We start from the raw sequence: 23850 nt of genomic DNA, 5'->3' as shown, positions 1-23850 counted from the left end.
TCATGGGTCCGGCCTTGAGGAAACCTTGGCCAGGATGAAGACGTGCAGATCGTCTAGAGTCCTGATGGCCTGGATGCCGTCATCCTCCCGGATCTTGATTCTGAACTGCTGTTCGAGGACCACCACCATGTCCACGGCGTCCAGGCTGTCCAGTCCCAGTTCCCCGTAGAGTCTCGCGCCGGGAATGAGTTTCTCCTTGGGGATCTCGAATTCTTCCTCGAGTCCCTCGTTGATGCGCTTGATAATTTCCTGATCGGTCATGAGATAAAGCTCCTAAATACCGCCACGGCATTCACACCGCCAAGGGCGAAATTGTTCTTGACCGCCGTGGTGATCGGCTTGCAGATCGCTTGCCGAACATGCTCTATAGCGCCGCAGGAAGGATCGGGGTCGTCCAGGTTGCGGGTCGGAAGGAGGAGCCCTTCCCGGAGCATTTCAAGACAGACGATGGACTCCAGGCTTCCGCTGGCGGCCATGGCATGACCGAAATATCCTTTCAGGGAGCTGACCGGTGTCCGCGAACCGAAAACGTCCTCGATGGCCAACCCCTCGGCGGCGTCGCCCTGAATTGTTCCGGTGGCGTGGGCGTTGACGTAATCCACCTCCTCCGGTCCCATGCCCGCGCACTGCAGGGCCAAGCGCAGGCACTCAGCGATACTTTCTCGGCTGGGATGGGCGATATGACCGGGATCGAGATTGGACCCGTACCCCTTAAATTCGGCCAGGATGGGCGCACCCCGCTTCTCGGCGCTTTCCAAGGCCTCCAGCACCAGGACGCCGCTCCCCTCGGAACAGACCACACCATCCCTGGCGCAATCGAATGGCCGGGGACTTTTTTCCGGGAAGTCGTTATAGAGGGTTGACGCGGCATTCATGATATCAAAAGTGGCGGTTGTCAACGGATGGTGCTCGTCGGTTCCCCCGCACAAGACAACATCGGCTTGGCCCGAAACCACCAGCATTGCCGCTATGCCCAGGGCCTGACAACCTGTAGCGCACGCGGCCGAGGGGGCGAGGAGCGGTCCGGTCGTGCCCAGTGCCTGGGCTAGGTTGGAGGCCGCCGAGTGGTTCATCACCTTAAAAAACAAAGTAGACTTGACCGCGTCCACCCGGCCGGTGGTGATAAAGGGTCTGAAGAATTCTTCCAGTCCGTCCACGCTGCCGATGGTGGAGCCCAGCACGATCCCCGTCCGCCCTCCGCGAAGGAGGCTCTCGGGCAGTCGGGAAATGTCCAGTGCCTCCCTGGCGGCTAGATAGGCATACTGTGACATGCGGCTCATGGTCCGCCGGTACTGCCTGGGGATTTCCCGGGACGGAAAGTCGTCGACCCTGGCGCAAAGACGACTGCGGATGCCGACCTCGCCCAGCCCATGCTCATCCGCAACAACGACGCTTCGCCCCGCAACCAGGCCGTCCCACAGGGCACGGACTCCCAGTCCGAATGGGGAGACCGCCCCATAGCCGGTGACGACCACCCGGCGCTTCAGCATTGGCGCAATTCCGTCAACACGTAGTCTGCCCCAAGCAGGACGTCCACGGCAACACAGGCCGAGATGACGGCACCGGCGATGCCGGGAGCCACGACCGCCTGTCCGGCGAGATAGAACCCCGGCAGTCTGGTGCGGGGCTGGGGAGTGTGCGCCCCCATCGCATGTTTCGGGCCGTAATAGCTGCCAAACGGCGAATTGGCGTAACGCGCGAAGGTGGACGGGGAGGCGGAGTCCAGAAAGTGGGCATTCCGGGAGAGGCTGGGCAGCCTTCGCGTGAAAAAGCCGATCATACGTTCACGGGCATCGAGCTTCGAGGACTCCGGGTCGCAGCAGGCGGCCAGTTCCAGGCCGACCAAACCATCGCCGCCGAGAGAGGCAGAGATCATGACGGACATGGCGCCGGGCTCCGCGCCGCCCCGCTCACCCAGCCAGCGAGCCGGATCGTGGCTGTTCAGAAACAACCACCAGTCTCCGGACTCGCCCCCACCTCCGCCGGGGATCGTGCCGAACACCATGGCGGCACGAGGGGTCTCCGCGAGCCTGGCCAACCGATTCAGATAGGCCGGCCTAAAAACCCCTTGGGGGACGACCCCGGCCAGCAGGGCAGGATGCATAGTGCCGAGACAAACCTCCGCCTCCAGCACGCGTCCGTCCCCGAGGCGGACTCCACTTACGGCCCCCGCTGGCGAGAGGGTGATCCTGTCGACACCGATGCCCGTCTCCACGCGGACTCCGGCACGATCAAGAGCGCCTTCGAAGGCCTGCGCCAGATGCTTCCCACCGCCCCTGACCCCGTGCAGGGACCGCATGGCGGCCGCTCCGACCCAGGCATGGAACACGAAGGGCACCTCGGCGGGCGGCACGCCGTGGTACAAGGTCTGCGAGGCCAGAAGGCTTTTGAGGCGGATATCGCGGAATAGTCCGTCAAGCACCTCGGCCAGGGTGGCGTCCGGGTAGGGAGCTGATGGCCGGTCGGACGTCCCGGGCGCCAGATAGGGAGAGCTGTCCTGGGCCGCCCGCACCGCGTCCAGATAGACCCGCAGCGCGTTGCGTTCCCGGGGAAAGCAGTCCCCCAGGACCTCCAGCAGACGGTCGAAACCGGAAGGCATGGGATAGCCCTCCCCTGGCCCTTCGTCCACAACCACCCGCGGGTCGTTTTGCGGACCAAAGGGAAAAGACGCCAGTTCCGTCATGCCCATGAGCCTGAAGGCCCGATCCAAGATCTCCCCTGGCCCTAGGTAGCCGGTATGGTGGAAGCCGGTGTCGAAATGCAGGCCCTGGCGGGAAAACCCGCGCACCAGGGGAGCGAGCCTGGGGGCCTTCTCCACTAGGGTGACGGCAAGCCCCTGCCTCGCCAGCAGGATGGCGGCGCTCATGCCGGAGATTCCCCCGCCGATAACCACGCAGGAACGCTTCATCCCTCGAACCCCAGCACCAAGGCGGCATTGGTGCCGCCGAAGCCGGCCGCATCGCAAAGCGTCAGTCGCGGGCCGTGCGGGATGGTCTCGCGGATGATGTTGAGCCCGGCGGACAGGTCGTCAGGCTTCTCGAAATTGATGTTCGGGGCCAGAAAACCCTGGCTGGCCATGAGGACGCAACCCACCGCCTGGGAGGCTCCGGCCATCCAGAGCTCGTGGCCGGTCATAGACTTGAGCGAGGAGACTGGGGGCCTGGCTTGGCCAAACACGTCCAGAAGCACCCGGGTCTCGACTGCGTCGCCGCGCGGCGTGGACGTGGCATGGGCGCAGACATAGTCGATGGCCTCCGGATGGACCCCGGCCTGGCGCATGGCCAGCCCAATGGCCCTGGCCAAGCCGTCCCCGGAAGGCACGGCCAATTTATCGCCATCCGAGGCGAAGCCGAATCCCCGCACTTCGCCCAGGATGGGGGCGTTCCGCCGGATCGCCGACTCTCGATCCTCCAGCACCAGGGCCGCCGCGCCGCCGCTGGGGACCAGGCCGTCGCGCCTGGCATCGAAAGGTTTGCTGGCCCGGACCGGATCGGCGGTATCAAGACTGAAGGCGCCAATGGCATCGAAGCTGGACGCGGCCTGCCAGTTGATCTCCTGGGCGCCGCCGCAAAGGATGCGCCGCTGCTGCCCCAGGGCAATGAGCTGCGCCGCCTGCCCGATGGCCAGGGTTCCACTGGCGCAGGCGGCGCTGACGGTCCAACACGCGCCCCGCGCGCCGAGCACGCATCCCAGATTCATGCTGACCGTGGAATTCATGACCCCGAACACGGCGGATCCGCCGATGGCCTTGGTCTCGCCGGATGCGCGCACGATGTCCACCGCCCGGATGGCCGGCTCGCAACTGGAATCCGCCCCGAACACGATGCCGGTCTCCGATTCGCGGACATCCTCCGGGGAGAGCCGGGCCATACCCATGGCTTCTTCCACGGCCGCATAGGCTTGAAGGGCGCAATCTGGCATGGTCTTACGCTGTTTCCGGGTCAGATAGGCCTGCCGATCGAACCCGGAAATCCTGCCTGTGAGCGGGCTGCGAAAGCCCAACGCTACTCGCTCTGGATCGGCGACGATGCCGCTTTTCCCTTGGCGAAGCGCCGCTCCCACGGCCTGTGCGCCAATGCCCAGACAGGAGACGATGCCGACACCGGTGATGACGACCCGCCGGGTCACGACACGCCCCCGTTGACACCGATGACCTGGCCGGTGACATAACTCGCGCTTGGGGAACAGAGAAATCGCACCACGGCGGCCACTTCCCCGGGCGTGCCGAACCGGCCCATGGGAACCATGGGCAGCACTTTCTCCTTAGGAATCGCCTCGGTCATTTCCGTTTCGATGAACCCGGGCGAGACCGCGTTGACCAGGATATTACGTTTAGCCACCTCGGCCGCCAGGGACCGAGTCGCGCCAATGAGTCCGGCCTTAGCCGCCGAGTAGTTGACTTGGCCGGCCACGCCCCGCTCTCCAGAAGTGGAGACGATCGTAACGATGCGTCCGCCGCGAGCCCGAATCATAGACGGCAACACAGTCTTAGTGACATGGAAAAATCCGTTCAGATGCACGCCGAGTACATCGCTCCACTCCTCGCGTTTCATCCAAACTAAGAGGACATCACGGACGAATCCGGCGTTGTTGATCAGCACGTGGGGTGTATATTGTTCCAGCAGCGGTGCAAGAGCATTCGAAACCATGTCTTGGTCGGTCACATCAAAGGGAAGCAGGTGACATTTGCGCCCCATCTCTTGGATTGATCTGGCCACGAATTGGGCTTCATGATGTCTGCTCTTGTAGTTTAGCCAAATGTCGAAGCCATCTTCTGCAAGCCCCAAAGCTATGGCCGCTCCAATTCCTCTACTGGCTCCGGTCACCAGTGCAAGGGGTACTTTTTGAGTCATAAAAAAGAGACCTCACAAACTGAATTATTACTATTTAAATTAATATTTTATGACAAAAGTTTATACATCTTGAAATTTACTACGCCCCATCAACACGAAGTTCAATTGTTTAATTTATATATAAAAGTTAGATAATAAAAACATCAATTTTATTGCAATGAATAACAGCCTGGAAGACCAAATCTTCAATTGTCTCCTGGTCATCTTAACCGGTTTTTGAACAGGCATGCACCGACCAGAGCCATCAACCCACGGAATGCTGACAATCCTACCCATCAGCAACATCCCTCATCCTATTCCCTTCTTGGCCTTCCCTTCCTCCTGAGAGACTGCGGAGGATGGGCAAGTTCTCGCCGCCAGCAGCGATCGCAAGGCAAAACCCACGTATTTCCCATACACGACGTCTAGGATAGGTAACCGCCTAACGTGCTGTCAATCGATCGTTACCTGTTGTCAGGCGACAGGATAACCTGATCCTCTGGCGAAGCGACCGTGAAAATCGGTGGGCACAAGACCAGAGTACATCTGTTCGTGTCACGCTATCGAGCGCGTCCCAAGGGCAAGGACGAAAACGGCGTGGGCTACGTGAAGGAAAATGTCCTGGCGGGATATCGGTTCCCGAACTGGGAAGCGTTTGAAGTCAGCCTGGACCGCTGGCAGCGGGAGATCAGCGACGAACTTGTTCATGGCACCACGGAGGAGGCACCACGCCTGCGCTTCTCTCGCGATAAACAGATGCGGCCTTCCGGCCCGGGCCAGGAAAAAGAAAAGCCCCGCCGGGGCGGGGCCTGGACGATGCGGAGGCTACCGTCGCTCGATGAGCTGCTCCGCCGCCTGGACCAGGAAGCCGGAGCGGGTCATTCCCATTTCCTTGGCTGCGGCATCGATGCGCTCCAGGCGGTTGCGCGGCACACTGATGTTTACCCGGATGGGCTCGCCGTCGAGAAAGGACAAGTCCACTTCGACAAAGGCCAGGACGCCGCCTTCGGCCTCGGCCGTTCCCAAGACCTTCGTAGCCGGGCTGGCCTGGGGCGCTTCGTCGGCGTCGAACAGGCAGGCTTCCACCGCTTCCTGAACGCTGGCCAGGGCCTCGTCCAGGGTTTCGCCCGTGGTGAAGCAGCCGGGCAGGTCGGGAATGGTCACGCCATACCCGATGCCGTCATCGGTATGCAGGATCGCCGGATAGCGTCGCTTCATGGTTTTCCTCCTTCTCGTGGCGGCCAGGGCCAAGCCGCTTGCCGGAAGATGTTTCGCAAGGTGCCGGCCGGGATGTCCTTGCAGGGGTCTTTGACGACTACCCGGCGGCCGTCGGCATGGCCGAAGACGTGGTGGCTGCCGTTGACACGCAGAAGCGTAAAGCCGCTGTCCTTGAGCCGGCGGATAAGTTCCTTGCTGTCCATGTGCGTATGATACACACGAGAGGGCGGGAGTCAAGATTTTTTGCGCACAGTACACATTAAAAGGGCTTTGTAGCCGAACCCACTGCCCTCCTGGCCATCAAACGAAGGGAGATCATCAGGAGTGGGTCACGAAAGGACGAACCGGACCGAGGCGAAGTCGGGCCGGCGATGCCGGCCCGCTCCACCCCACAGATCATCAATACTGCCGAACGATTTCTGCGTCTTGCTGGCCCGATGGACAATGATGAGCAACACCACATTCCAGCGCGGCGAGATCCAGAGCGACCTCACTTCACGGAATAGCACGGATCAAGTATCGGACCTTGGTATGTACCGGAGCTGTTTCCGATCCGCCCGTTTGATGTGTGTAGCCACCTCCGGCATAATTAGTCACGCCATTGATCGTTCCGCCAGAAGTATTCCCGGAATAATAAAGAGTTGGCGTGTAGCCACTATAAGTACCTGTTGAAGTGACTCCCGAATAATTACTCGCGGAAGTATAACCGTCAAATGTTCCTCCGGCGGTGACTCCCGAATAGGACGTCGGCGCGGTATATCCGTCAAATGTTCCACCAGCAGTCGTGCCGTGGCCTGTATAGTGGGTGATGCTCGAAACGGTATCGATATAACCTGGAGTACCGGTGGCAGGCCACCATGTGCTTCCAGCCGCCGCGATGTCATATATGTAGGCTTGCCCCGAAGTCGAACCCGTTACGTGCTGGCCGGCAATGTTACCACCGTAAGCTTGTCCCGATGTTGCTCCTGTTATATGTTGACCAGCGATTGTTCCGCTGTAACTTTGGCTTGACGTGCTGCCACTGATAGAGACGCTGGCGATAGCCCCCCCATACGATTGCCCTGACGCCGTACCGCTGACGGTATGCTGATGCGCATCGATGAGATGATCATGGGCACGGGTCGAGTCAGCGACCGTCTGCCCCACTTCGCTGGATACCGTCGTTCCTCGCAAGAATTGCCCGTTATAATTAGGGATTGGCTTGCTTCCAAGCACGACGCGCAGTCGGTCATACTGACTGCCTGAGGGCACGGCTTGACCGTTGCATTCCAACCACCTCGTCGCATCCGCCGGCATTGACGTAGACGGCCACGGAATGACCGTCCCAACCGGAATGGTCCCCTGGCTGGTGATCGGGATCGGGACAGGGTTGAAGCTGGATCCATCGCCAGCCAGGCTATGCCCAGCGGAAAGAATGAACGAAAGGAGAAGGATAAGGGCTTGCAGCATTTTCATGACTTGTCTCCCTGCATGTCAGGCCGGTCGCCGGCATCGGGAAAGGAGACTTTGCAATTGGGGTAACCCGAGCACCCCCAAAAATTATATCCCTTGGCTCCTTCCTTCATGCGGTGGACCAGGGGCTTTCCGCATTCCGGGCATTTGACAGCGCTGAGGGGAAGCTTCTGCCGGGGCTCTATACGACCTCCCGGCTTGCCATCTTCATTGGCAAAGGTCGCCCGGCAATCCGGGTATCCCGTACATCCCCAAAAATCATATCCGCCCCGGCCGTCCTTGCCAGATGCCTTGGATATCCGCCGCAGAGGCTTTCCGCATTCGGGGCAGGCATGGTTGATCGTGGCCAAAAACGCGCTGAGTTCCCCGTCGAGCCCGGAGGTGAACTGGCGCATGACATCGAGGTACCGGGCTTGCCCGGCAGCCAGGGCGTCCAGGTTTTCTTCCATCCCCTTCGTGTAGGAAAAATCCACGAATCCGAAGCGGCCAAGCAGCGCATCAACCACGTCCTCACCAGCCGGGGTGGGGGCCAGCTTGCGCTTTTCCAGCCGCACGTATTCCCGGCGCAGGATGTTCTCCAGGATGGCGGCGTACGTGGATGGACGTCCGATGCCGCGATCTTCCAGGGCCTTGACGAGTGATGCTTCGGAAAAGCGCGCCGGGGGCTTGGTCTTATGGATCGTCACCTTCCCCTCGCCTACCGTCAGTTGGCTGCCGGCCTGGAGTTTAGGCACAGGATTTTCCGCCTCCTCTTCTCCTTCGTCAGCCTGATCCCCTCCCAGGACAACTTTCCAACCGGGACTGGTCAGGGTCCGCCCCTTCGCCTCGAACTCGGGGCCCCGATCCTCAACAGGATTCCCGACAAGCCGCACGGTGCGTACGGCAAAAACCGCATCCACCAACTGGCTGGCCAGCGTGCGCTGACGGATAAGCGCATAAAGGGCCTTCTCTCCCTCGGTTTCGCCGGCCTCTTCGATCTCGATGTGCGTTGGGCGGATGGCCTCATGGGCCTCCTGCGCGCCTTCCTTGCTTTTCCAGTGCCTGGGCTTGGCCACGACCGGCCAGTTCCGGCTGCGGCAGTATTCCTGGATGGAAGCCACCGCCTCCTCGCTCAAATTTGGCGAGTCCGTACGCATGTAGGTAATGTGGCCAGCCTCATACAGCCGTTGCGCGAGTCCCATGGTCTCCTTGGGAGACATCTTCAGGGCATTCGAGGCCGCCTGCTGCAAAGTGGACGTGGTGAACGGCGCTGGCGGCGCGGCGCGGCTCTCGGATTCTTCGCAGCTCAGGACCGTGACCCTCCGTACGCCGGCCACCGTCGTGGCCAGCGCCTTATCGAGCAGATACTCCTGGCCGGGTTCCAGCCACGGCTTCACCTTCCACTCGGCTTTCCAACCCGGCGTGATGTTGTCCAAGGCGTCGAAGATGAGATCCACCCCATAATGCGTGGTCACCTTGAAGGCTCGGATTTCGCGTTCACGTTCGACCACCAGGCGCACGGCCGGGCTCTGTACCCGACCGGCAGACGATTTTCTGCCGGCCAAGCGAGACAGGGGCCCCGAAACCTTGTACCCCACCAGCCGATCCAAGACGCGACGGCCTTCCTGTGCGGCAACCAGCCGCATATCCAATTGGCGAGGCTTTAAAATCGCGCCTTTGACGGCCTGCTCCGTGATTTCGGTGTAGGTGATGCGCTGGGGATTTCGCAGGGCCAGGGCATCCGCCAGATGCCACGCGATGGCCTCCCCCTCGCGGTCAGGGTCTGTCGCCAAAAAAACCGAGTCCGCGAGTTCCACCGCCCTGGCCAGCTTGGCCAGGACAGTCCTTCCCCTCTCGGTAGGGACGTAGCGGGGCCGAAGATCCGCCTCGTCGATGCCAAGATCATGCGGGGGAAGGTCACGGACATGACCCACGCTGGCCATGACCTGCCAGTCGTTTCCCAGGAATCCCTGGATCTTTTTTATCTTGCCGGGAGATTCGACGATCAGGAGGTTTTTCATGAGACCCTCACTTCACAAGTTTGGTTTCATTGCTGGCAAGCTGGCGAAACCGCTTCACCAGCAACGGCGACGCGGAGGCCGCCGGCGACGATTTGGATTTGGACGCTGCGGAAGAATCCGCCGCCATCGAGGGCGCGGTCGATGCAGCGACAGGTCTCCCGCTCAGGCGGGCAAGCACGGCGGCGGCATAGGCCCGTCCGCGTTCCGGATTGGGGGTATGGTAGGTGGCCACGGCCTGCCACGTGAGGCCAAAGCGTTTGATCGACTGGGCCAAGATCCAGACGCCGACCTGGACGTTACCCCGAGGCTCGAACACCACCTCCAGGGGGAGGTGATAGCGCCTGATCCACCACGAATTGATTTGCATCACCCCGACATCGAAGGAGAGGCCGGCTTGGAGGGCGGCCCGGGCCACCGCCAAAGCCTGCTCCTTGGAGGCGTGCAGGATGGGTCTACCCTCGATGTTCATGGCCCAGGGGCGCAGGCCGCTTTCGTGATGGGCAATGGCCCGGGCCAAAGCCTTGGGCGCGCCGTAGCGGGCACAGGGCGCGTCAAAGAGAAGATCGAGATCTTCCGGGGATTGCGCCCTGGCCTGTCCGGCCAGGAGCAACAGACCGAGGCTGCAAACGACACACAGGAGTTTAGAGTTCACGCGACAGCTCCCGTTCCTGGTGCTGTCCCCGCGCCCGGGTCCGTCCCCGGGCCACCTGCTCTTCCACCGCCAGGAGTCCGCGCGATTGGTGCAGATCGTTGAAATCCGTCAAGCCTGCGGCTTTCTCCTCTTTATTAAAGATCGGAACGACCACACTTGCGCCCACGGCCTGAGCGGCCTGCCGGGCTTTCTCAACCCCAATGTTTCCATGCTCACGGGCATGGTCATTGTCCGCGCAGATCGTGATGGTGGCCATGGGGTACTTTTCCCGAAGCGCCTGGGCCACAGGCTCCAGGTTCCCGGCATCAAACGCCACAGCCACCGGCTTGCCCGTCGCCAGATTGAGGCTGGCGCTGGTCGCGTACCCCTCGGCCAGAAGGATTTCCCCCTCCTGTCCCGGTTCCCCGTGTTCGAGTTTCTTTTCGGGATCAATCAGGCAGAAGCAGCCCTTTTTCTCGCCGCCTGTCTGAAAACGTTTCTCCCCGCCCCAGGAGATTTCCTGGACGTTGCGGATCGTCCCCTGGGCATTGTGCAGGGGGATCAGAAGGATCGTTCCATCCGGGGACTCCTTGATGCCGCCCAGCGGAGGAATTCCTTTGCTAAGAAGATAGGGGTTGTTTATGGCGGCTATGGGCCGGATGGGAGGGAGAGCCTCGAAATCCTGGTCGCATCGGCGGGCAACCGCGTCTTGCAGGGCCACACGTTCCTGTTCCCGCTGTCGGCTGCGCTCTGCCGCTTCGAGCCTGAGCGCTGCCTTTTGCTCCTCGGTAAGGCTATGGCCGTGGGCTTTCCATGTGGCTTTCTCGCCGGTCACATGGTTTTGATACCAGCCGGCAGGATGGCCATCGAGGAAGCCCTGATAGGCCCCATCGAGCCCATTGGGCTTCCCCACGACAGGAACCCGATGGATCTTGCCATCCATGACGGGAAGGCCCTTGAGGTAGAACCCGGCCGCCTGGAGCGTTTGGGCAAATTCCTCGGCGGGTTCCATGGTCGCGGCCGGGGCCGGTTCGTTTTGAGGGAGCCAGGCCCCGAGCTTGGCCATGTCCGAACCTTCTGGCGCGTACCAGAGTTTGGCTTTGCCATCCCACCGTGCGCCGGCCGCCTTCGCTCGGTTCTTTTCCCGGTAGGGGACGGCCAAATAAGTCCGATGGTCTGGCGCCTCGGGGACACCTTGTGCCGGGACACGTTCCTGAGGCTCCATCGCCTGCGTGGGCGTCATGGATTTTTCATGGCCAGGAAGGACGGCATTTTGTTCCTGAGCGGGCGTGACTTCCTGCGTGAGATCCTGCTTCTGTTCCATGGCCACCACGTGCTGCTTGATTTTCTCCGCATCGCGACAGGCGCGAACGATCTCATAAGGATCTTTTTCCAGTGCCTTGATCCAGGAATCGACATAGGCCACGTGCTGGCCCGGATCATGGCCGATGCCCAAATCCTCTCCGAGCATCCAGGAGGCGATTTCCGCCCGGAGTTCCTCGCGGGCATAGGGTTCGGAGCCGAAAGGGCCAAATTCCCTGTCAAGGCGCGAGGGATGACCGGTCCAATGGCCCAGCTCGTGGAGCGCCGTGGCATAGTAGCCATCGCCCGAGGGAAAATGCTCTTTTGGGGGCAGGCTGATCTCATCGGTGCGCAGGCTGTAAAACGCCCGATCCCGCTGGTTGTGCTTGATGACCGCCCCGGAGTTGCCGAGGATGGTCTCGGCCTTTTCGTTGGGATCCCAGGTGGGCCTGAGCGTGGCGGGATCAAGGGGAGGCATCTCGCCCTCCAGTTGGGTCGCATGAAAGACCGAGGAGAACCGGATGATGGGGCGGGTCAGGTGGACCTGTTCCATGACCTGGTTGCCTTCCCCGTCCAAAAGAGGCTTTCCCTGATCGTCCTTGGCCGGCTCCTCCTTCGTAAACTGCCAGTACACAATGGGTTGGGATTTCTCGCCCTTTCTGACTCGGCACCCAATGGTATTGGCCTGCTTGAGCGTCATCCAGCGTGGCTCATCAAATCCTTTGCGCGAAAGCATCACCCGGTTGATGCCGCTGTAGACGGTTCCCGAGATGGGATTGAACGGTGCATGCCGCTCCCCGGGCTGCCAGGGCTTTTGCCAAGGAGCGACTCCCTTCTTGAGGTCCTCGATGATCTGTTCAGCAAACTGCTCGTGGAAGGGTTTGCGGTCTTTATGCACCATGGCCGCCCTCCCCCTCGTTTCCCTGGATTTCGTCCAGGTCATCGAGACCGACGGCCTTTTCCTCGAAAGCCCCCATGAAGTCCGCCACGTCCGGGTCAACCGGGACACCCAGACTCGGATCTTCGGAAGCCTGGGCATCCACCGCTCGGGCCGCCCTCGCAAGAATTTCTCTCTCCATCTTCAATTTCCTCCCATGGAGTCGAAGAGTTGAACGGGCCTTACCTTCCGCAGTGAGGCAAGGGGGACCAGGCCAAAATACCGCCCATCAAATCCACCGGGATGATCCTCGGATAGGATCAAGGCCATACCTGCGGGTATCCGGCCCGGATGGAGGGCCACAGGCGGCAGAGGCCGGCCGTGGCGGTCCTGGACGCATATCCGGCTCTCCGGCTGTAACCGGCTGTTGACCATGAGACCGTCCGGACCGATGTCCACGAAGTCTCCCGGCAGGCCGGCAATGCGCTTGAGCAAGGGCTCAAGGCCGCCCGGGCAGGACCCGGGCCGTAGGTAGCCCCGATCGAGGGCCAGGGCGGCGAAAGAGGCGTCTTCCAGGCAGAAGCTGACGAGATCTCCGTGCTCGATCACAGGATGGCCAGGGACAAGCCGGTAGATGCCCCTTGGCATCGAGGCGGTGGCGTTGAGCCGAAAGCCTTCCTGAAAAAGAAAGGCACCGCCGCAAACCAAGAGCAGGACAAGCAAAAAGGCGTATTTCATGCCGATTCCACCTGCTTGTCCTGCTTTTTGAGATAAGCGGCATAGCCGCTTTCGGCCTCCGGCTGTTCCGTCTGCATGGCGGGCTTGGCTTCCTGGCCAGCGACGGCCGGGCATAGGGAATCGGATTTGGCGGGAGCCGGCACCTTGACCCGTTTGGAGAATACGGGGTCCAGGAAGTAGAGAATTTGCCGTCCGTAAATCGCGGACCGGCCGGCCACAAAAATGAGCACGTCGCCAGCCTTGACCACTCGGTCCCCCTTCTTCTGGAGTCCTGGCAACCGCAGGCATTCATCGGAAGTCAACAAAGGGCGGGCTGTTTCGGAAAGGCTTACGGAAGCATTTTTCAAGTGCCCGCTCCGGGAGCCAGACAATGAGGTCTTCTCGCTCACGACGGTGGTCTTCCCGGTCATTTCCGAGAGTTCCCGGGCCGTCTCAAGGGTATTTGGGGCATATGCAACCCGCACATGGCAATTGCCCTTGATGCCGTTTTCCTTTCCATACGTATCGTTTAACTGCTCAATATTCTGGATAACAATAAGATAATTAATTCCGTAGCCGGCAGTATAGGCAATGGATTTGTTGACAATTTCCATTTTACCGATGCTCGTAAACTCATCGAGCAGCAACAGCAGGCGGCGTTTCGGTTTTACCTGGACGCCTTCTATGAATTCCATCTTCTCGCAGATCCGCGAAATAATGAGATTGAGGATTAATCTGATAAGAGGGCGCAGCCGGTTGACGTCGGCCGGACTCATGACGAGATAAAGGCTCACAGGAGTCTCATGATTCATGAGGTCCTGAACTCGGAAATCACTTCTTGAAGTATTAAGGGCAACGACAGGATCACGATAAAGAGCCAAGTTGACCAGAGCGGTAGAAACGACTCCGCTTGCTTCATTGGGAGCTTTGTTAAGCATTTCCCTCGCAGAAGAAGCGATAAAGGTATGAATTTCATCTCCCCCGGTCGGGTCTTTCGGAAAGCACTCCTTCACCTTCGCGGCATGATCCGTTTTGAGCATCTCTTCAAAAAGATCATCAATGGACCGGCTTTCGTCAGCCAACATCGTCCCAAGATCGTGAAGGGTGGCCGTGCGCTTCTCACGATGGCGCACCATGACCAGACAATGCAACAAGGCTCCGGCGATAAAAGCAAATCCGGCCTTGCTCCAATGGTCCTGAAGACCCTTGCCTTCCGGGTCGACGACCATGGTGGCGATATTTTGGACGTCGGGGATGGCGAGCAAGGTATCGAGACGAACCTCATCCAAAGGGTTGAAGCTCACCGATCCTCCTCCGGCATCGGAAGGATCGAATTGGAGGACTTTTTGTCCCTGCGATTGCCGCCAGCCCGACGTCAACGCCCAGTTTTCACCTTTGATGTCCAAAACCACTACGGAATCCGGGAAAGAAAGGAGCGTGGGAAGAATGACGCCTACACCCTTGCCGGACCGGGTAGGCGCATAAAGGAGGACGTGCTCCGGACCATTATGGCGTAGATAGCGTTGTGTTTCGGAAGCATATCCACAGAGCCGTCGGTACAGGGCGGAAATTCCCTCAAAGCGTTTGACCCAACCGCCGAGGTACACCCCACGGCCGTCCAGGAGTCCCATCTCCTGAATTTCCTGCTCGGTCGCCCAATGGGCCGACCCGTGTATATCTCTCCCTGCCTTTGGTTTACGCATGCCGAGCAAGGCAAATCCCAGCACCACGAACTGCGGCACCAGAAACAGCATCTGCGCCTGGGATTCGGCCTGCTTCACGGCCTCGTGCTCGACACCCCACGAATGCCAGGACAAGATTTTCCACGGTGCATACCATGTGATTCCCAGCGCCTGGCCCCAGGGCTGCCCCAGGGCCGCCTGAGGCCCGAAATGGGAGGCCACGAGCTGCGTGGCCCGGCTCATGCTGGCCAGGGCCAGGACAACCATGAAAAATAGATAGCCCCAGCGCAGGGTACGTCGGCGGATCTTGCTGCCACCGAGGCCGTATTGCACCACGTCATGGTTCATGACGCTGCTCCCGATAAGGTGCCCTGAAGACCAGATCCTTGGTCACGATGACGTTGAAGCGGTACCCAGGACGAATTTCCAGCGTCGGCTTGATGGACATGTTTTTCGAGAGGAGCTGCGAGGTGGTCTGGCCAAGCTGGGTTGCCAGAGAGGACGACATCTGTTGTTGCAGCGTGGGAGACCCATTGTTTGAGTTGTCGCTTGGCGTGACGGAATCGACGGCCCAGGAAGCGCCACCGGAGACGAGCGACATGAGGAGCGCACCGCCAAAGATGCGGAAATAGTGGTTATTGACCTGATCCTCGAAGCCGCTATAGCCGGCGCTGTCCGCACCGGGCATGGATTCGAGGGTAATGGCCGAGCCATCGGGAAAGATGATGCGGTTCCAGGCAACAAGGACTCGGGACTGCCCATAGATGATCCTGGAGTCATAGACCCCATAGAGGCGCGCACCCTGCGGGATGAGCAGGTAGCGCCCATCCGCCGTGTCGTAGACGTTCTGGGCCACCTGGGCGATGATCTGGCCGGGCAGATCCGAATTGATGCCGCCGATCATCAAGGCCGGGATCACTGTGCCGGTTTTCGCTTCGAACCGGTGCCCCGCCATCCGGGTGTTGGGCGAGATCCACTGACGATCCGAAACCTTGGCCCGGTCGAAAAATGCCTCCTTGTCCCGGTCGGCAGCGGGATTATACTCCCCGCCTTTCGTAGCGCCCGCGAGACGTTCAAGACGATCCAGCTGGTCAAGCCGGTCGGAAGGCCTCTCGCGCGAGTCCGGACGTGAGCCGTCCATCGTCTTCTCGACCAGTTGTTTGCCGTCTGATTTTTTATCTTCCTTTTCCGAAACCTTACGGATCACGAGCGGAGAGGAAAGCGCGGTCATGGCGGCCTGAACTTTCTGCCGGCGCAGATCGTCCAGCTCGCGCGACGTGTCGCGGGGGTCCTTGTCCTTGACCACGACAATCGGCTTTGGCTCGACCGGGGCCGGAGCAGGTGCCGGCGCTGGCGGATTGGCCAACCCCATCCCCCCGTCCGTGCTGACAAGGGGCTTGTCGTCGCGCATTTGAATTTCCGGCTTTTTGGCTTCTTCCGCTTTTTTCTTCCCGGAATGTTCAATGGCAAAGACCATGATGCCTATCCCGAGCGTTATCCCGGCAATCGCCACGTAGAGTGGCCATTTTCGCATTCTCTTTGTTTCGATGTACTGATTTGGATCTTCCATGATCAATTTCCTTTGCCGCACAACGTGCAAACCATGATGCGGCCATAATCCGAGCCAGGATTGATCCAGCCCAAGTTATCGTCCGTGGTCAAAAGCCGCAGATGCACCTCCCATTCTGTTTCGCTTTTGCTGATGGCCCAGGCCTGGAAGGCGGTGATGGGAGGAGCTTCCGCGCCGGCAGCGGCAAGTGACGGAGCGACAAAAATCTGAGGAGCAGTCTCGGTCCCGGGCGCACAAACGGGCTTTGTGATGAGGTCGCCATCCTTGGCCAAGGTGGCATTTTTCAGCAAAAAACTGTTTCCGCTATCGCCTATGACCTCCAACTTGCCGTTGCGACACAGGTACAACCCCTGATCTTTGTCCAAAAACGTCCGTCCTTCAGTTGATTCATCACAGGTTTCACCATCAAGCGTCCGGACAGTAAATTGAAGCTCATGGACGTTTCGAATCGAATGATCCGTCATATCCAGGTCGGTTTGCATGGCGTTGAGTTCGGCGTGGCCGGGCACGGCTACCCGATAAAGAAAGTCCTGACCGAGACTGCTGGAGTCGAAGGTGGTCAAGGCCCCGAGGTGGCCGGCACCAGGTGAGGCGATCCCGAAGTTGGCCAGGGTGACTATCCATCCGCCAAATGCGCCCCGCAGGGAGTCCGGCGACTGGCCTGGGACATCACCGGTAGGAATATAGCCGCCACTTCCGCCGACCATCGCAGCCGCTGAAGGAACGAGGGCAGAGGCGAATCGCGGGTCGTTGGTGTCCTGGCCGCGCCCGCCCGTGGTCAGGATGATGGCCTGGAGGGCATTGGCTGAAGGCTGCCGAAAGCTGATCTGGTAGGTCTGCCCCCAGACATTGTGTCCCTGAAAACCATCCTGCAGGAAGCCTTCGGCCACCAACGGGTCGGTACTGATGGATGGGCCGCTGCTGGCCGTGGCCTGCGCCAGAAGATCGGTCTGGTGCTTGCGGACATAACCGGCAGCGGCCTTGGTCACCGCCGCCAGTTGGTCGGCGGCTTGGCGCTTTTCGATTTCGTTGGAACCCAGCGACCACAGATTGAAAAGCACGGGGAGCATGATGGCCAGGATCAACAAGGCCCCGATGGTTTCGATTAATTTCATGCCTTACTCCACGCTGACGACGCTCACGAGCGAGTCCGCGGCGACGAACGAGGGGATTGGGGTTGTGCCGCCGTATCCGGGATCAAGCCTGCCCCCGGCCGCGCGGCCGATGGCGTAGCTTCCCCAGTAGAGATCCCGCACGGCCGCGATCTCCTCCGGCGAGGCCTCTCCCCACACATAGAGACATCCCGCCTCGATGCGGGCCTGCCAGGGGCGCAACATGGTCCACCCCGTAGGCAGGTCCAGCGATGAGACCGCAATGTCGCCGGCAGCCTTGTGACCTTCAAATACATAGCGGTGCACCTCATTGCGGTAATGAGCGAAGTTAAGGGCTATCGCTTCTGTCCGCTGTTCATCCTGGGACGTCATGTTGCCAACGTAGATCATGGCCATGACGCCGAGAAGGATCATAAGGAATGCCATGGGTTTCATTATATAGCCTTCAGGCCGTGATCCGCGATCCGATTGCGAAGTTCACGCATGTCATCATGGAGGGAGTGAAATTGCCTTTCCCGCAATTTGGCCCGAATGCCTTTTACCCGCATGGAACTTTCCGGGTTCGGAGCCACGAAAGGGAGAAGCAGGTATTGGGAAATCTTCTGCCATTTGGGCTCACCTTCGAGGTCTTGAAGAATGATAGCCAAAAGTGAGTTGGCCAAATTTTCGCAAGCATTATTACCATCAAATTCTTGCGCCCAATTGATAAGCCGCTCCAATGCCGCGATGACATCAAGCCCGTGGATCGTAGCGACCACCAATTGTTGTTTGGAGCCGAGAGCCACGCGCAAGGCTTCCAGCGCTGCATACTTGGTGAGGATTTCTCCAATAAAAATGATATTCGGAGAGGCGTAGCGGTGGGCGCGCTTGATTTGCTCGGGCAATTCGTGCTCGCCTTGGATCTCGGTCTGGAAACAGTGGCCGTGCTCCCCCCAACTGCCGCCCAAGGGGAGTTCCGCCGGGTTCTCGAACGTGACGCCATGACCGCCATGGCGCATCAACCGGCCTGCCACCAAGGCGCTGGCCGTCGTGGTTTTGCCCGAGGCCTGCGCGCCGGCAACCAAGACGAGCCCCTGCCGTTGATCCTCCAGCAGCAGCCACTCGCAGAGGTAGGGAGGTAATCCCAATCCGGTCAGGTCAGGGACACGCTCAGCCAATCGCCGTAAAAACCATGTCCGACCCGAGTTGACATCTTGAATGTCGGCCACCCGATAATGGATGCCTTGATGGTGAAATCGAATGGTTCCAGATTCCACGCGCATTCCTGTAGCGGGGTCCATATGGCGACGAGACAACACGGCGTCCGTCAATCGATTGGGCAAATCCTTGATCTCATCCGTACAGTCCGCTGGGACGGGAATAAGTTGCTGTCCTGTTTCCGGACATCCCTTGAGCCGGGCGGACCCGTCCGGTAAAATGATCAAATCAGAAAACGACAGATCAACCAGCATAACTATCTCGCTGTAAAAAGGATCGTATTGCTGTCTTCACAAAATCCCACAATGTCGGACACCACAGTATCGGACAGACGATTCACCTCGTGACCATTCACATCGACTCCAAGCCAAGCATCTGTCTGAAACTTTGCCAACTTGGTGCATTCTTCCTGCGGGATGCTGGTAAGTTCGATGGAGAAACCAGCATCTGTGCTAACAGGTGCCAACGTAATTTCACCACCAAAAGCATTCTTCAAATATTCACCTTTAATAAATGACTTCGGAACCACTCCAGCCTTGAGGGCCAGGGCATTATCAAGACCGGCGTAATCGGCATTTCCGGAAAACATATGCTGGACCTGCATTCGAAGTGTCACAAGGTTTTGCTCCGTTTCACCTAACTTCGAGGATGAAAAAGCGGCATTAAGGCCCAATGCAGCTCCAGCCAGAACAATGAGACCAACCAGAATAGCGCCAAGTGTTTCAAGAAGAGTCATGTCAATACGCTCCAGTCGGTAAGAGTTGTGATTGCAAAGAACCGATAGCAACCGCCAAAACCGAGACAACTCCAGTAATCAAGACAATCCCCATCAGATTCATGACCCGCGATTGCCTTTGGACAAGATCGACGCCATCATACATCCACCCTTGAGCCAGTTGATGCATTTGACGATAGAAACCGGGGAGAAGAGCATAGACCCGGAGATCATCGATCAGTTCCTGGTCCGGAAAGTCCAATCCGCAATCGTACATTGCCTCACCAAGATTTTTTCCGGTTCCGTTTTCCAACGAAATGGCTTCAATTCGCTCTCTCAGATATGGTGTAATTGTATCCGAGTTTATCATGCTCTCCAGGATATGAGAGAGTTGAATACCTGAGCGCATAAGAGTCGATAATGTATAGAGCCACACAGAGCCCACGGTGATTCGATAAATTGACCAAGGAGGTATTTTTTCAACATACAGTCGAAACTTTCCCGTCCAATAAGGTAACGTAAAGATTGACGCCAAAAATAGACAAAAAAGAACCACGAGCGTGATGGTTCCTGATACGGAAGCCACAAAGGAAGTCATTTTATAAAAGAGCGCTGGTGCGCCTTGCCACTTGCGAGGATCGGACAGCATGGCGAATTTGGGCATCACCATGATGGAGACGACCAGCAATAAGACGATGCACATGCCAAAGAGAAAGACAGGATAGGCCAGGGAGCCGACCACCGCCTTGATGATTTTTTGACGGGCAGCCAGGAGATCCGCGGCCAGCTCAAGGCCTTCGGCCAACCGGCCTGAGCGCTGGCCACTTGAAATGAGCATCACCTCTTCCGACGACGCAAATTCCGTCAGGCTCGCGCCCAGGCTATGGCCGAGGCCAAGATATTCGAGGACCCGGGTATAGACGAAAGACAGGGGAGATCGTCGTGACAGGGCCCGCGATCGCATCTGCCGAAGGCTTTGATCCAGACTCATTCCGTGCCGCGTCTGGGCCGCCAGTTTTTTCCACACACGCTGGCGGACTGAACCGCTAAAGGCCAAGCGGGCCAGGAGTTCCCCATAATACCTGCGCATCAACGCCCCCCGGCCACGAAGACCTGGTTGAAATTGAGGGGCACTCCGAGACGTTCCTCGGCGATGTAGGGATCAACCAGACCACTTTGAATGAGATCGATGGCATGATCGATGTAGCTGTGGCCGCCTTTTTTCTGGAGCCAATACTCCTGGGCGCGGGGAAAGTTGCCCTCTCGCAAGTAGCCGAGCATTTCCTGATCGGTGGCAATGATCTCGGCTGCGACCGTCTGACCGATCAGACCGCGCTTCCGGCATCTTTCGCAGCCAGCACCTCGGACAAAGACGCTTTCACGATCATCAAGCGCCCGACTCAGACGAATGGCGACATCTTCCGGAAGGTAGCGTTCCCGTTCACCAACCGGAATATCGAAGAGTCGGATCTTACAGTTCGGGCAAAGCATCGGCAGGAGTCGCTGGTATTCCAGTCCGGCCAAGACATTGTGATCACACAACTGCTCCAGGGGATTTTGATAATGCGTCGCCAGGATACTGACCAAACGGGCAATGATTCCCATGGCGTTATTTGCATGGATCGTTGCCCAAACCGAATGGCCCGTGAGCGCCGCGTCGATGGCTGCCACGGCAGCCTCTTCATAACGGATTTCACCGATCATCAGGACATCCGGATCGGAACGCATTGCTCCGGCAATCGCATCGCAGTAGGCCTCAGCCCGATGTTCCCGGTCATTGGAACTGATCATCACCTGCCGGACACCCATCAAAGGATATTCCGGTGGATCTTCGATGCTGAAATAGGCTTTTTCGGGATTTCGCTGCGTCATGGATTCCATGACGTGCTTGAGGAAAGTCGATTTCCCATGGCCGGTGGGACCGGAAATAATGGAAAGGCCTGTCCGACGAGTTAAAAATTGTGCCGTATCACATTGATCTTTCGTAAAACCCAAGGCTGTCATGCGCTCCTGCAAGGACCCTTTGGCCGAGGTGGCATCATACAAAAGCCGCAGGGACATGGAAGTTCCCACGCCTCCCTCCGCCTGCGAACACTCGATCGGTTCCGAATGAACACGCACCGAGTGAACGCTCGACGGCAGGTACTCCCGCTTGGCAATGCGGCCATCCTGGCGCTCAGTCGGGGAGAAACAAGCATCCGCCGATTGGGAGAGCTTTTGATAAATGCAGGCAACGAGCCGCTTTCCCAGGTCCGCATTGAGTTGCGTATAGTCAGACAGCATGCCCAGACAGCGAAATCGAATCATGGTATAGCAACCGAAATCCATCAAATGAATATCCGATGCACCGGCTTCAAACGCATAAAGCAAAAGATCAATGGCATATTGCTGAACGGCATTCTCACCTTGGCCCGTAATCGAGGCCTGATCACGATATTTGGCGTCGAATTCATCCGGCTTGTGCCACGCGTATTCGCGTATCCCCCGACGTTGCAGTCCCCCGACAAAGGAAACCATCTCAAGGTTTCCCATAAGTTCAGCCGACATATGGAGGACACCGCCGACCAGAGCCACGCGACCTCGGAGGGTTTCCGGAACAACATCAAGAAAGCTAAATGATTCCATGATGGTAACCTACTCAAACGTTAAGGTGGTCGAAGTGTTGCCGCGACGCACCAAGACGCCCTCGCGGGTGATGGTATTGACCACGCCGCCTTCAAATGGGTCGCCAGGCCGTACCGTCTGCAATCGTCCGGAGCTGCCACGAATCGTGGCGCTGGTCCGTCCGTCCATGCCCTGCATGGACACAACGACTGGAGTCTCTTTTTTCGGTGTCGCCGGAGCTTTGGGTGGCTCCGGAGGAAGCATGATGGGTGTTTGCGGGGTCTTCGCTTGGGGCACGGCGACCGGGAGTTTGGGAGCCAATTTCTCCCTTTCCTGCTCGATGGCCACCCGGAGCTTTACCTCATCGAGGGTGGCCCGGAGTTCTGTCATTTTCCCCAGGTTCCCAGCCACAGGGACCTGAGGGACCTGAGACGTAAGATCAGGCACCGTCGCCGTCGCGGCGTGGATCTCCGGCATCTCGGCCACCTTCGGCGCTGGTCCCCCTGGAGCTTGGGAGGGTAAGGATGAGACCTCCTTGGCTTTCGCCGGAAGTTTCGACGCAGGCGCTTTCGGAGGGTCTTGCCAGCCCCAGATGGCCCATCCGCCGGCCAGGACCAGCACCAGTGTCGCCGCTGCGCATCCAAGAACCCAGAGCACTCTTTTCTTTTGGCTGTGTTGGCTAGTTGGCTGTGACATAAACGCTTCCTTTGATGACCCAGATGGTTTTCTCCAAAGCGAGGGTCTCCAGAATCAGCCCTGGTATCCGCGTGAAAATTTCCGGAAGGCCCCCATCGAGCATCATGGCGGATGGGATCTCACTGAGTTCCCATTGACCACGAGCCCACGGAGCCGTGACTTCCACATTCTCCACACGTTTTTTTTCCGGAACACTGTAGCTCAGCCGCAGCCGCGCCCCCAGGACCTGGGTGCCGTCATAGAGCATCCGTGTGCACTGCTCCCGGGACAGGAGAGGTCTGGCGAGACGCGGGTTGAAAGGACCGGCAAGCGGCAGGCGTGAAACGGCCTTTTGCGGCGTTTCAAGGTGAGCGGCAAAGGGGAGGTGGACATAATCCGCGCCCGATTTATGCCCCCAGGTGGCCACCACGGCCTTTCCGTCATAGGCGGCCCGATCCAGCGTCCACCCTGAGGCGGCGGTAGGAAGCTCAAGCAGAGCGGAAATACCACGCGGTACGAGATCCCCCACTTCGGGCGCTTTCACCCACGGTTGAGGAAAGTACCGTTCCGGGTGTGCTTGCAGCTCCTTTTTGCGCTGCTCTTTATTGATCATGGCGACCCGGGCCGCTTCCATGGCTTGCTGGCCGGCGCGGTGGGCCAGGAAGAGCTTGAGGCCATACCCCCCGAAAAGAAGCGTTCCTGCGATGCTCCCCATGACGATCAATCTGCCTCGCTGGCCCGGGACGGGCCGCAAAGGCTGCAAGGAACCTGTCCGGCTGCGGATACGGCCAAAGGGCCCGGTGCTGATGAGAGGAGTGAGCCAGCGCAGGCTATCCTCCACCGTCTCGCACACCACGATCTCCTCGAAGTCCGTCACGAGGAGGCCCTTGAGAGACTGAATCCATTCCTCGGCCTCGGCCCGGGCCGCGAAGACCTGGTCGCCCATGCCGACGATCAAAGCCTGGGAAACGGCATAGACCCACCAGAAGGTGCCCTCCTGCTGATCCTCCAGGCAAAAGAGTCCAAGAAAGGAGGGGGACGTCACGCGGACGGCTGCCGCCAGGGCGCGGACTCCCAACCAAGAACGAACGGCCCCACCGCTGGCGGCAAATCCATGTTGCCGTTGGCGGTAGGCCACCATGTCGAGCGTCGGATCGATCTTGGAAGCATCCTGGCGCAATTCCGCAATGGTCGGTTTGGCGGTGCCCGTCACCCACTGGAGCCCCACGGCCCATGGTCGCTGTTCAATGATTACACGGCGCATGG

23 protein-coding genes are annotated in these 23850 nt (G+C 59.2%); all 23 read right to left on the bottom strand.

The window, feature by feature from the left end:
• Entirely contained in the window at window positions 1–261 is a 261-nt protein-coding gene (locus DFW101_RS14075; RefSeq protein ID WP_009182194.1) for a phosphopantetheine-binding protein, read from the bottom strand.
• On the bottom strand, window positions 258–1490 hold the full coding sequence (locus DFW101_RS14070) for a beta-ketoacyl-[acyl-carrier-protein] synthase family protein (RefSeq protein WP_009182193.1): 1233 nt from the start codon (window positions 1488–1490) through the stop codon (window positions 258–260). Before DFW101_RS14070 ends, DFW101_RS14075 begins: the two co-directional genes overlap by 4 nt.
• Window positions 1484–2908, bottom strand: coding sequence for a phytoene desaturase family protein (locus DFW101_RS14065; RefSeq protein ID WP_009182192.1), 1425 nt, complete (start codon window positions 2906–2908; stop codon window positions 1484–1486). The genes DFW101_RS14070 and DFW101_RS14065 overlap by 7 nt, the downstream gene beginning before the upstream one ends.
• Window positions 2905–4128 (bottom strand): beta-ketoacyl-[acyl-carrier-protein] synthase family protein, encoded by a 1224-nt coding sequence (locus DFW101_RS14060; protein ID WP_009182191.1) that lies wholly within the window; start codon window positions 4126–4128, stop codon window positions 2905–2907. The genes DFW101_RS14065 and DFW101_RS14060 overlap by 4 nt, the downstream gene beginning before the upstream one ends.
• Complete coding sequence (fabG, locus tag DFW101_RS14055; RefSeq protein WP_009182190.1) at window positions 4125–4853, bottom strand: 3-oxoacyl-ACP reductase FabG; 729 nt, start codon at window positions 4851–4853, stop codon at window positions 4125–4127. The genes DFW101_RS14060 and fabG overlap by 4 nt, the downstream gene beginning before the upstream one ends.
• A gap of 804 nt (window positions 4854–5657) precedes the next feature.
• Window positions 5658–6050 carry a type II toxin-antitoxin system HicB family antitoxin gene (locus DFW101_RS14050; protein ID WP_009182189.1) on the bottom strand — a complete coding sequence of 131 codons (393 nt, stop codon included), beginning with the start codon at window positions 6048–6050 and terminating at the stop codon, window positions 5658–5660.
• Window positions 6047–6253, bottom strand: a complete 207-nt coding sequence (locus tag DFW101_RS19150) for a type II toxin-antitoxin system HicA family toxin (protein ID WP_009182188.1) — start codon at window positions 6251–6253, stop codon at window positions 6047–6049. The genes DFW101_RS14050 and DFW101_RS19150 overlap by 4 nt, the downstream gene beginning before the upstream one ends.
• Before the next feature lie 292 nt (window positions 6254–6545).
• The gene (locus DFW101_RS19145; protein WP_009182187.1) at window positions 6546–7505 is read right to left on the bottom strand and encodes a tail fiber protein; all 960 of its coding nucleotides are present in this window, start codon (window positions 7503–7505) and stop codon (window positions 6546–6548) included.
• Window positions 7502–9502, bottom strand: a complete 2001-nt coding sequence (topA, locus tag DFW101_RS14045; RefSeq protein ID WP_009182186.1) for a type I DNA topoisomerase — start codon at window positions 9500–9502, stop codon at window positions 7502–7504. Before topA ends, DFW101_RS19145 begins: the two co-directional genes overlap by 4 nt.
• Window positions 9503–9509: 7 nt before the next feature.
• A complete protein-coding gene (locus DFW101_RS14040; protein ID WP_009182185.1) occupies window positions 9510–10154 on the bottom strand; it encodes a lytic transglycosylase domain-containing protein in 645 nt (214 codons plus the stop codon).
• Complete coding sequence (locus DFW101_RS14035; RefSeq protein WP_009182184.1) at window positions 10144–12336, bottom strand: zincin-like metallopeptidase domain-containing protein; 2193 nt, start codon at window positions 12334–12336, stop codon at window positions 10144–10146. Before DFW101_RS14035 ends, DFW101_RS14040 begins: the two co-directional genes overlap by 11 nt.
• The gene (locus DFW101_RS14030; protein WP_009182183.1) at window positions 12326–12514 is read right to left on the bottom strand and encodes a hypothetical protein; all 189 of its coding nucleotides are present in this window, start codon (window positions 12512–12514) and stop codon (window positions 12326–12328) included. Before DFW101_RS14030 ends, DFW101_RS14035 begins: the two co-directional genes overlap by 11 nt.
• A gap of 2 nt (window positions 12515–12516) precedes the next feature.
• Window positions 12517–13050, bottom strand: a complete 534-nt coding sequence (gene traF / locus DFW101_RS14025; protein ID WP_009182182.1) for a conjugative transfer signal peptidase TraF — start codon at window positions 13048–13050, stop codon at window positions 12517–12519.
• A complete protein-coding gene (locus tag DFW101_RS14020) occupies window positions 13047–15059 on the bottom strand; it encodes a type IV secretory system conjugative DNA transfer family protein (protein WP_009182181.1) in 2013 nt (670 codons plus the stop codon). The genes traF and DFW101_RS14020 overlap by 4 nt, the downstream gene beginning before the upstream one ends.
• Window positions 15049–16281: a TrbI/VirB10 family protein gene (locus DFW101_RS14015; protein WP_009182180.1), complete on the bottom strand. Its 1233-nt coding sequence runs from the start codon at window positions 16279–16281 to the stop codon at window positions 15049–15051. Before DFW101_RS14015 ends, DFW101_RS14020 begins: the two co-directional genes overlap by 11 nt.
• A 2-nt stretch (window positions 16282–16283) precedes the next feature.
• The gene (pilV, locus tag DFW101_RS14010; protein ID WP_009182179.1) at window positions 16284–17396 is read right to left on the bottom strand and encodes a shufflon system plasmid conjugative transfer pilus tip adhesin PilV; all 1113 of its coding nucleotides are present in this window, start codon (window positions 17394–17396) and stop codon (window positions 16284–16286) included.
• A gap of 3 nt (window positions 17397–17399) precedes the next feature.
• Complete coding sequence (gene pilM / locus DFW101_RS14005) at window positions 17400–17828, bottom strand: type IV pilus biogenesis protein PilM (RefSeq protein ID WP_009182178.1); 429 nt, start codon at window positions 17826–17828, stop codon at window positions 17400–17402.
• Window positions 17828–18844: an ATPase, T2SS/T4P/T4SS family gene (locus DFW101_RS14000; protein WP_009182177.1), complete on the bottom strand. Its 1017-nt coding sequence runs from the start codon at window positions 18842–18844 to the stop codon at window positions 17828–17830. The genes pilM and DFW101_RS14000 overlap by 1 nt, the downstream gene beginning before the upstream one ends.
• Before the next feature lie 2 nt (window positions 18845–18846).
• The gene (locus DFW101_RS19140; RefSeq protein ID WP_009182176.1) at window positions 18847–19326 is read right to left on the bottom strand and encodes a type 4 pilus major pilin; all 480 of its coding nucleotides are present in this window, start codon (window positions 19324–19326) and stop codon (window positions 18847–18849) included.
• 1 nt (window position 19327) lies between these two features.
• Window positions 19328–20395 carry a type II secretion system F family protein gene (locus DFW101_RS13990; protein ID WP_009182175.1) on the bottom strand — a complete coding sequence of 356 codons (1068 nt, stop codon included), beginning with the start codon at window positions 20393–20395 and terminating at the stop codon, window positions 19328–19330.
• Window positions 20395–21930: an ATPase, T2SS/T4P/T4SS family gene (locus tag DFW101_RS13985; protein WP_009182174.1), complete on the bottom strand. Its 1536-nt coding sequence runs from the start codon at window positions 21928–21930 to the stop codon at window positions 20395–20397. The genes DFW101_RS13990 and DFW101_RS13985 overlap by 1 nt, the downstream gene beginning before the upstream one ends.
• Window positions 21931–21939: 9 nt before the next feature.
• Window positions 21940–22299: a type IV pilus biogenesis protein PilP gene (gene pilP / locus DFW101_RS13980; RefSeq protein WP_157137646.1), complete on the bottom strand. Its 360-nt coding sequence runs from the start codon at window positions 22297–22299 to the stop codon at window positions 21940–21942.
• Between the two features lie 289 nt (window positions 22300–22588).
• A complete protein-coding gene (gene pilO2 / locus DFW101_RS13975; protein ID WP_009182172.1) occupies window positions 22589–23848 on the bottom strand; it encodes a type 4b pilus protein PilO2 in 1260 nt (419 codons plus the stop codon).
• Window positions 23849–23850: the final 2 nt, after the last annotated feature.

Origin of the sequence: Solidesulfovibrio carbinoliphilus subsp. oakridgensis, from assembly GCF_000177215.2 — a bacterium.
GTDB classification, from domain to species: domain Bacteria; phylum Desulfobacterota; class Desulfovibrionia; order Desulfovibrionales; family Desulfovibrionaceae; genus Solidesulfovibrio; species Solidesulfovibrio carbinoliphilus.
This window is presented reverse-complemented; position numbering and strand designations above follow the sequence as displayed.

Bases quoted from the DNA above. Each gene is read 5' to 3' on its own strand.
- DFW101_RS14000 (WP_009182177.1), bottom strand. From the start codon at position 18,844: ATGCTGGTTGATCTGTCGTTTTCTGATTTGATCATTTTACCGGACGGG.
- pilO2 (WP_009182172.1), bottom strand. From the start codon at position 23,848: ATGCGCCGTGTAATCATTGAACAGCGACCATGGGCCGTGGGGCTCCAG.
- DFW101_RS14020 (WP_009182181.1), bottom strand. From the start codon at position 15,059: ATGAACCATGACGTGGTGCAATACGGCCTCGGTGGCAGCAAGATCCGC.
- DFW101_RS19140 (WP_009182176.1), bottom strand. From the start codon at position 19,326: ATGACTCTTCTTGAAACACTTGGCGCTATTCTGGTTGGTCTCATTGTT.
- DFW101_RS14065 (WP_009182192.1), bottom strand. From the start codon at position 2,908: ATGAAGCGTTCCTGCGTGGTTATCGGCGGGGGAATCTCCGGCATGAGC.
- DFW101_RS19145 (WP_009182187.1), bottom strand. From the start codon at position 7,505: ATGAAAATGCTGCAAGCCCTTATCCTTCTCCTTTCGTTCATTCTTTCC.
- DFW101_RS14030 (WP_009182183.1), bottom strand. From the start codon at position 12,514: ATGGAGAGAGAAATTCTTGCGAGGGCGGCCCGAGCGGTGGATGCCCAG.
- traF (WP_009182182.1), bottom strand. From the start codon at position 13,050: ATGAAATACGCCTTTTTGCTTGTCCTGCTCTTGGTTTGCGGCGGTGCC.
- DFW101_RS19150 (WP_009182188.1), bottom strand. From the start codon at position 6,253: ATGGACAGCAAGGAACTTATCCGCCGGCTCAAGGACAGCGGCTTTACG.
- DFW101_RS14070 (WP_009182193.1), bottom strand. From the start codon at position 1,490: ATGCTGAAGCGCCGGGTGGTCGTCACCGGCTATGGGGCGGTCTCCCCA.
- pilP (WP_157137646.1), bottom strand. From the start codon at position 22,299: ATGACAGAACTCCGGGCCACCCTCGATGAGGTAAAGCTCCGGGTGGCC.
- DFW101_RS14015 (WP_009182180.1), bottom strand. From the start codon at position 16,281: ATGGAAGATCCAAATCAGTACATCGAAACAAAGAGAATGCGAAAATGG.
- DFW101_RS14050 (WP_009182189.1), bottom strand. From the start codon at position 6,050: ATGAAGCGACGCTATCCGGCGATCCTGCATACCGATGACGGCATCGGG.
- DFW101_RS13985 (WP_009182174.1), bottom strand. From the start codon at position 21,930: ATGGAATCATTTAGCTTTCTTGATGTTGTTCCGGAAACCCTCCGAGGT.
- topA (WP_009182186.1), bottom strand. From the start codon at position 9,502: ATGAAAAACCTCCTGATCGTCGAATCTCCCGGCAAGATAAAAAAGATC.
- pilM (WP_009182178.1), bottom strand. From the start codon at position 17,828: ATGAAACCCATGGCATTCCTTATGATCCTTCTCGGCGTCATGGCCATG.
- fabG (WP_009182190.1), bottom strand. From the start codon at position 4,853: ATGACTCAAAAAGTACCCCTTGCACTGGTGACCGGAGCCAGTAGAGGA.
- DFW101_RS13990 (WP_009182175.1), bottom strand. From the start codon at position 20,395: ATGCGCAGGTATTATGGGGAACTCCTGGCCCGCTTGGCCTTTAGCGGT.
- pilV (WP_009182179.1), bottom strand. From the start codon at position 17,396: ATGAAATTAATCGAAACCATCGGGGCCTTGTTGATCCTGGCCATCATG.
- DFW101_RS14035 (WP_009182184.1), bottom strand. From the start codon at position 12,336: ATGGTGCATAAAGACCGCAAACCCTTCCACGAGCAGTTTGCTGAACAG.
- DFW101_RS14075 (WP_009182194.1), bottom strand. From the start codon at position 261: ATGACCGATCAGGAAATTATCAAGCGCATCAACGAGGGACTCGAGGAA.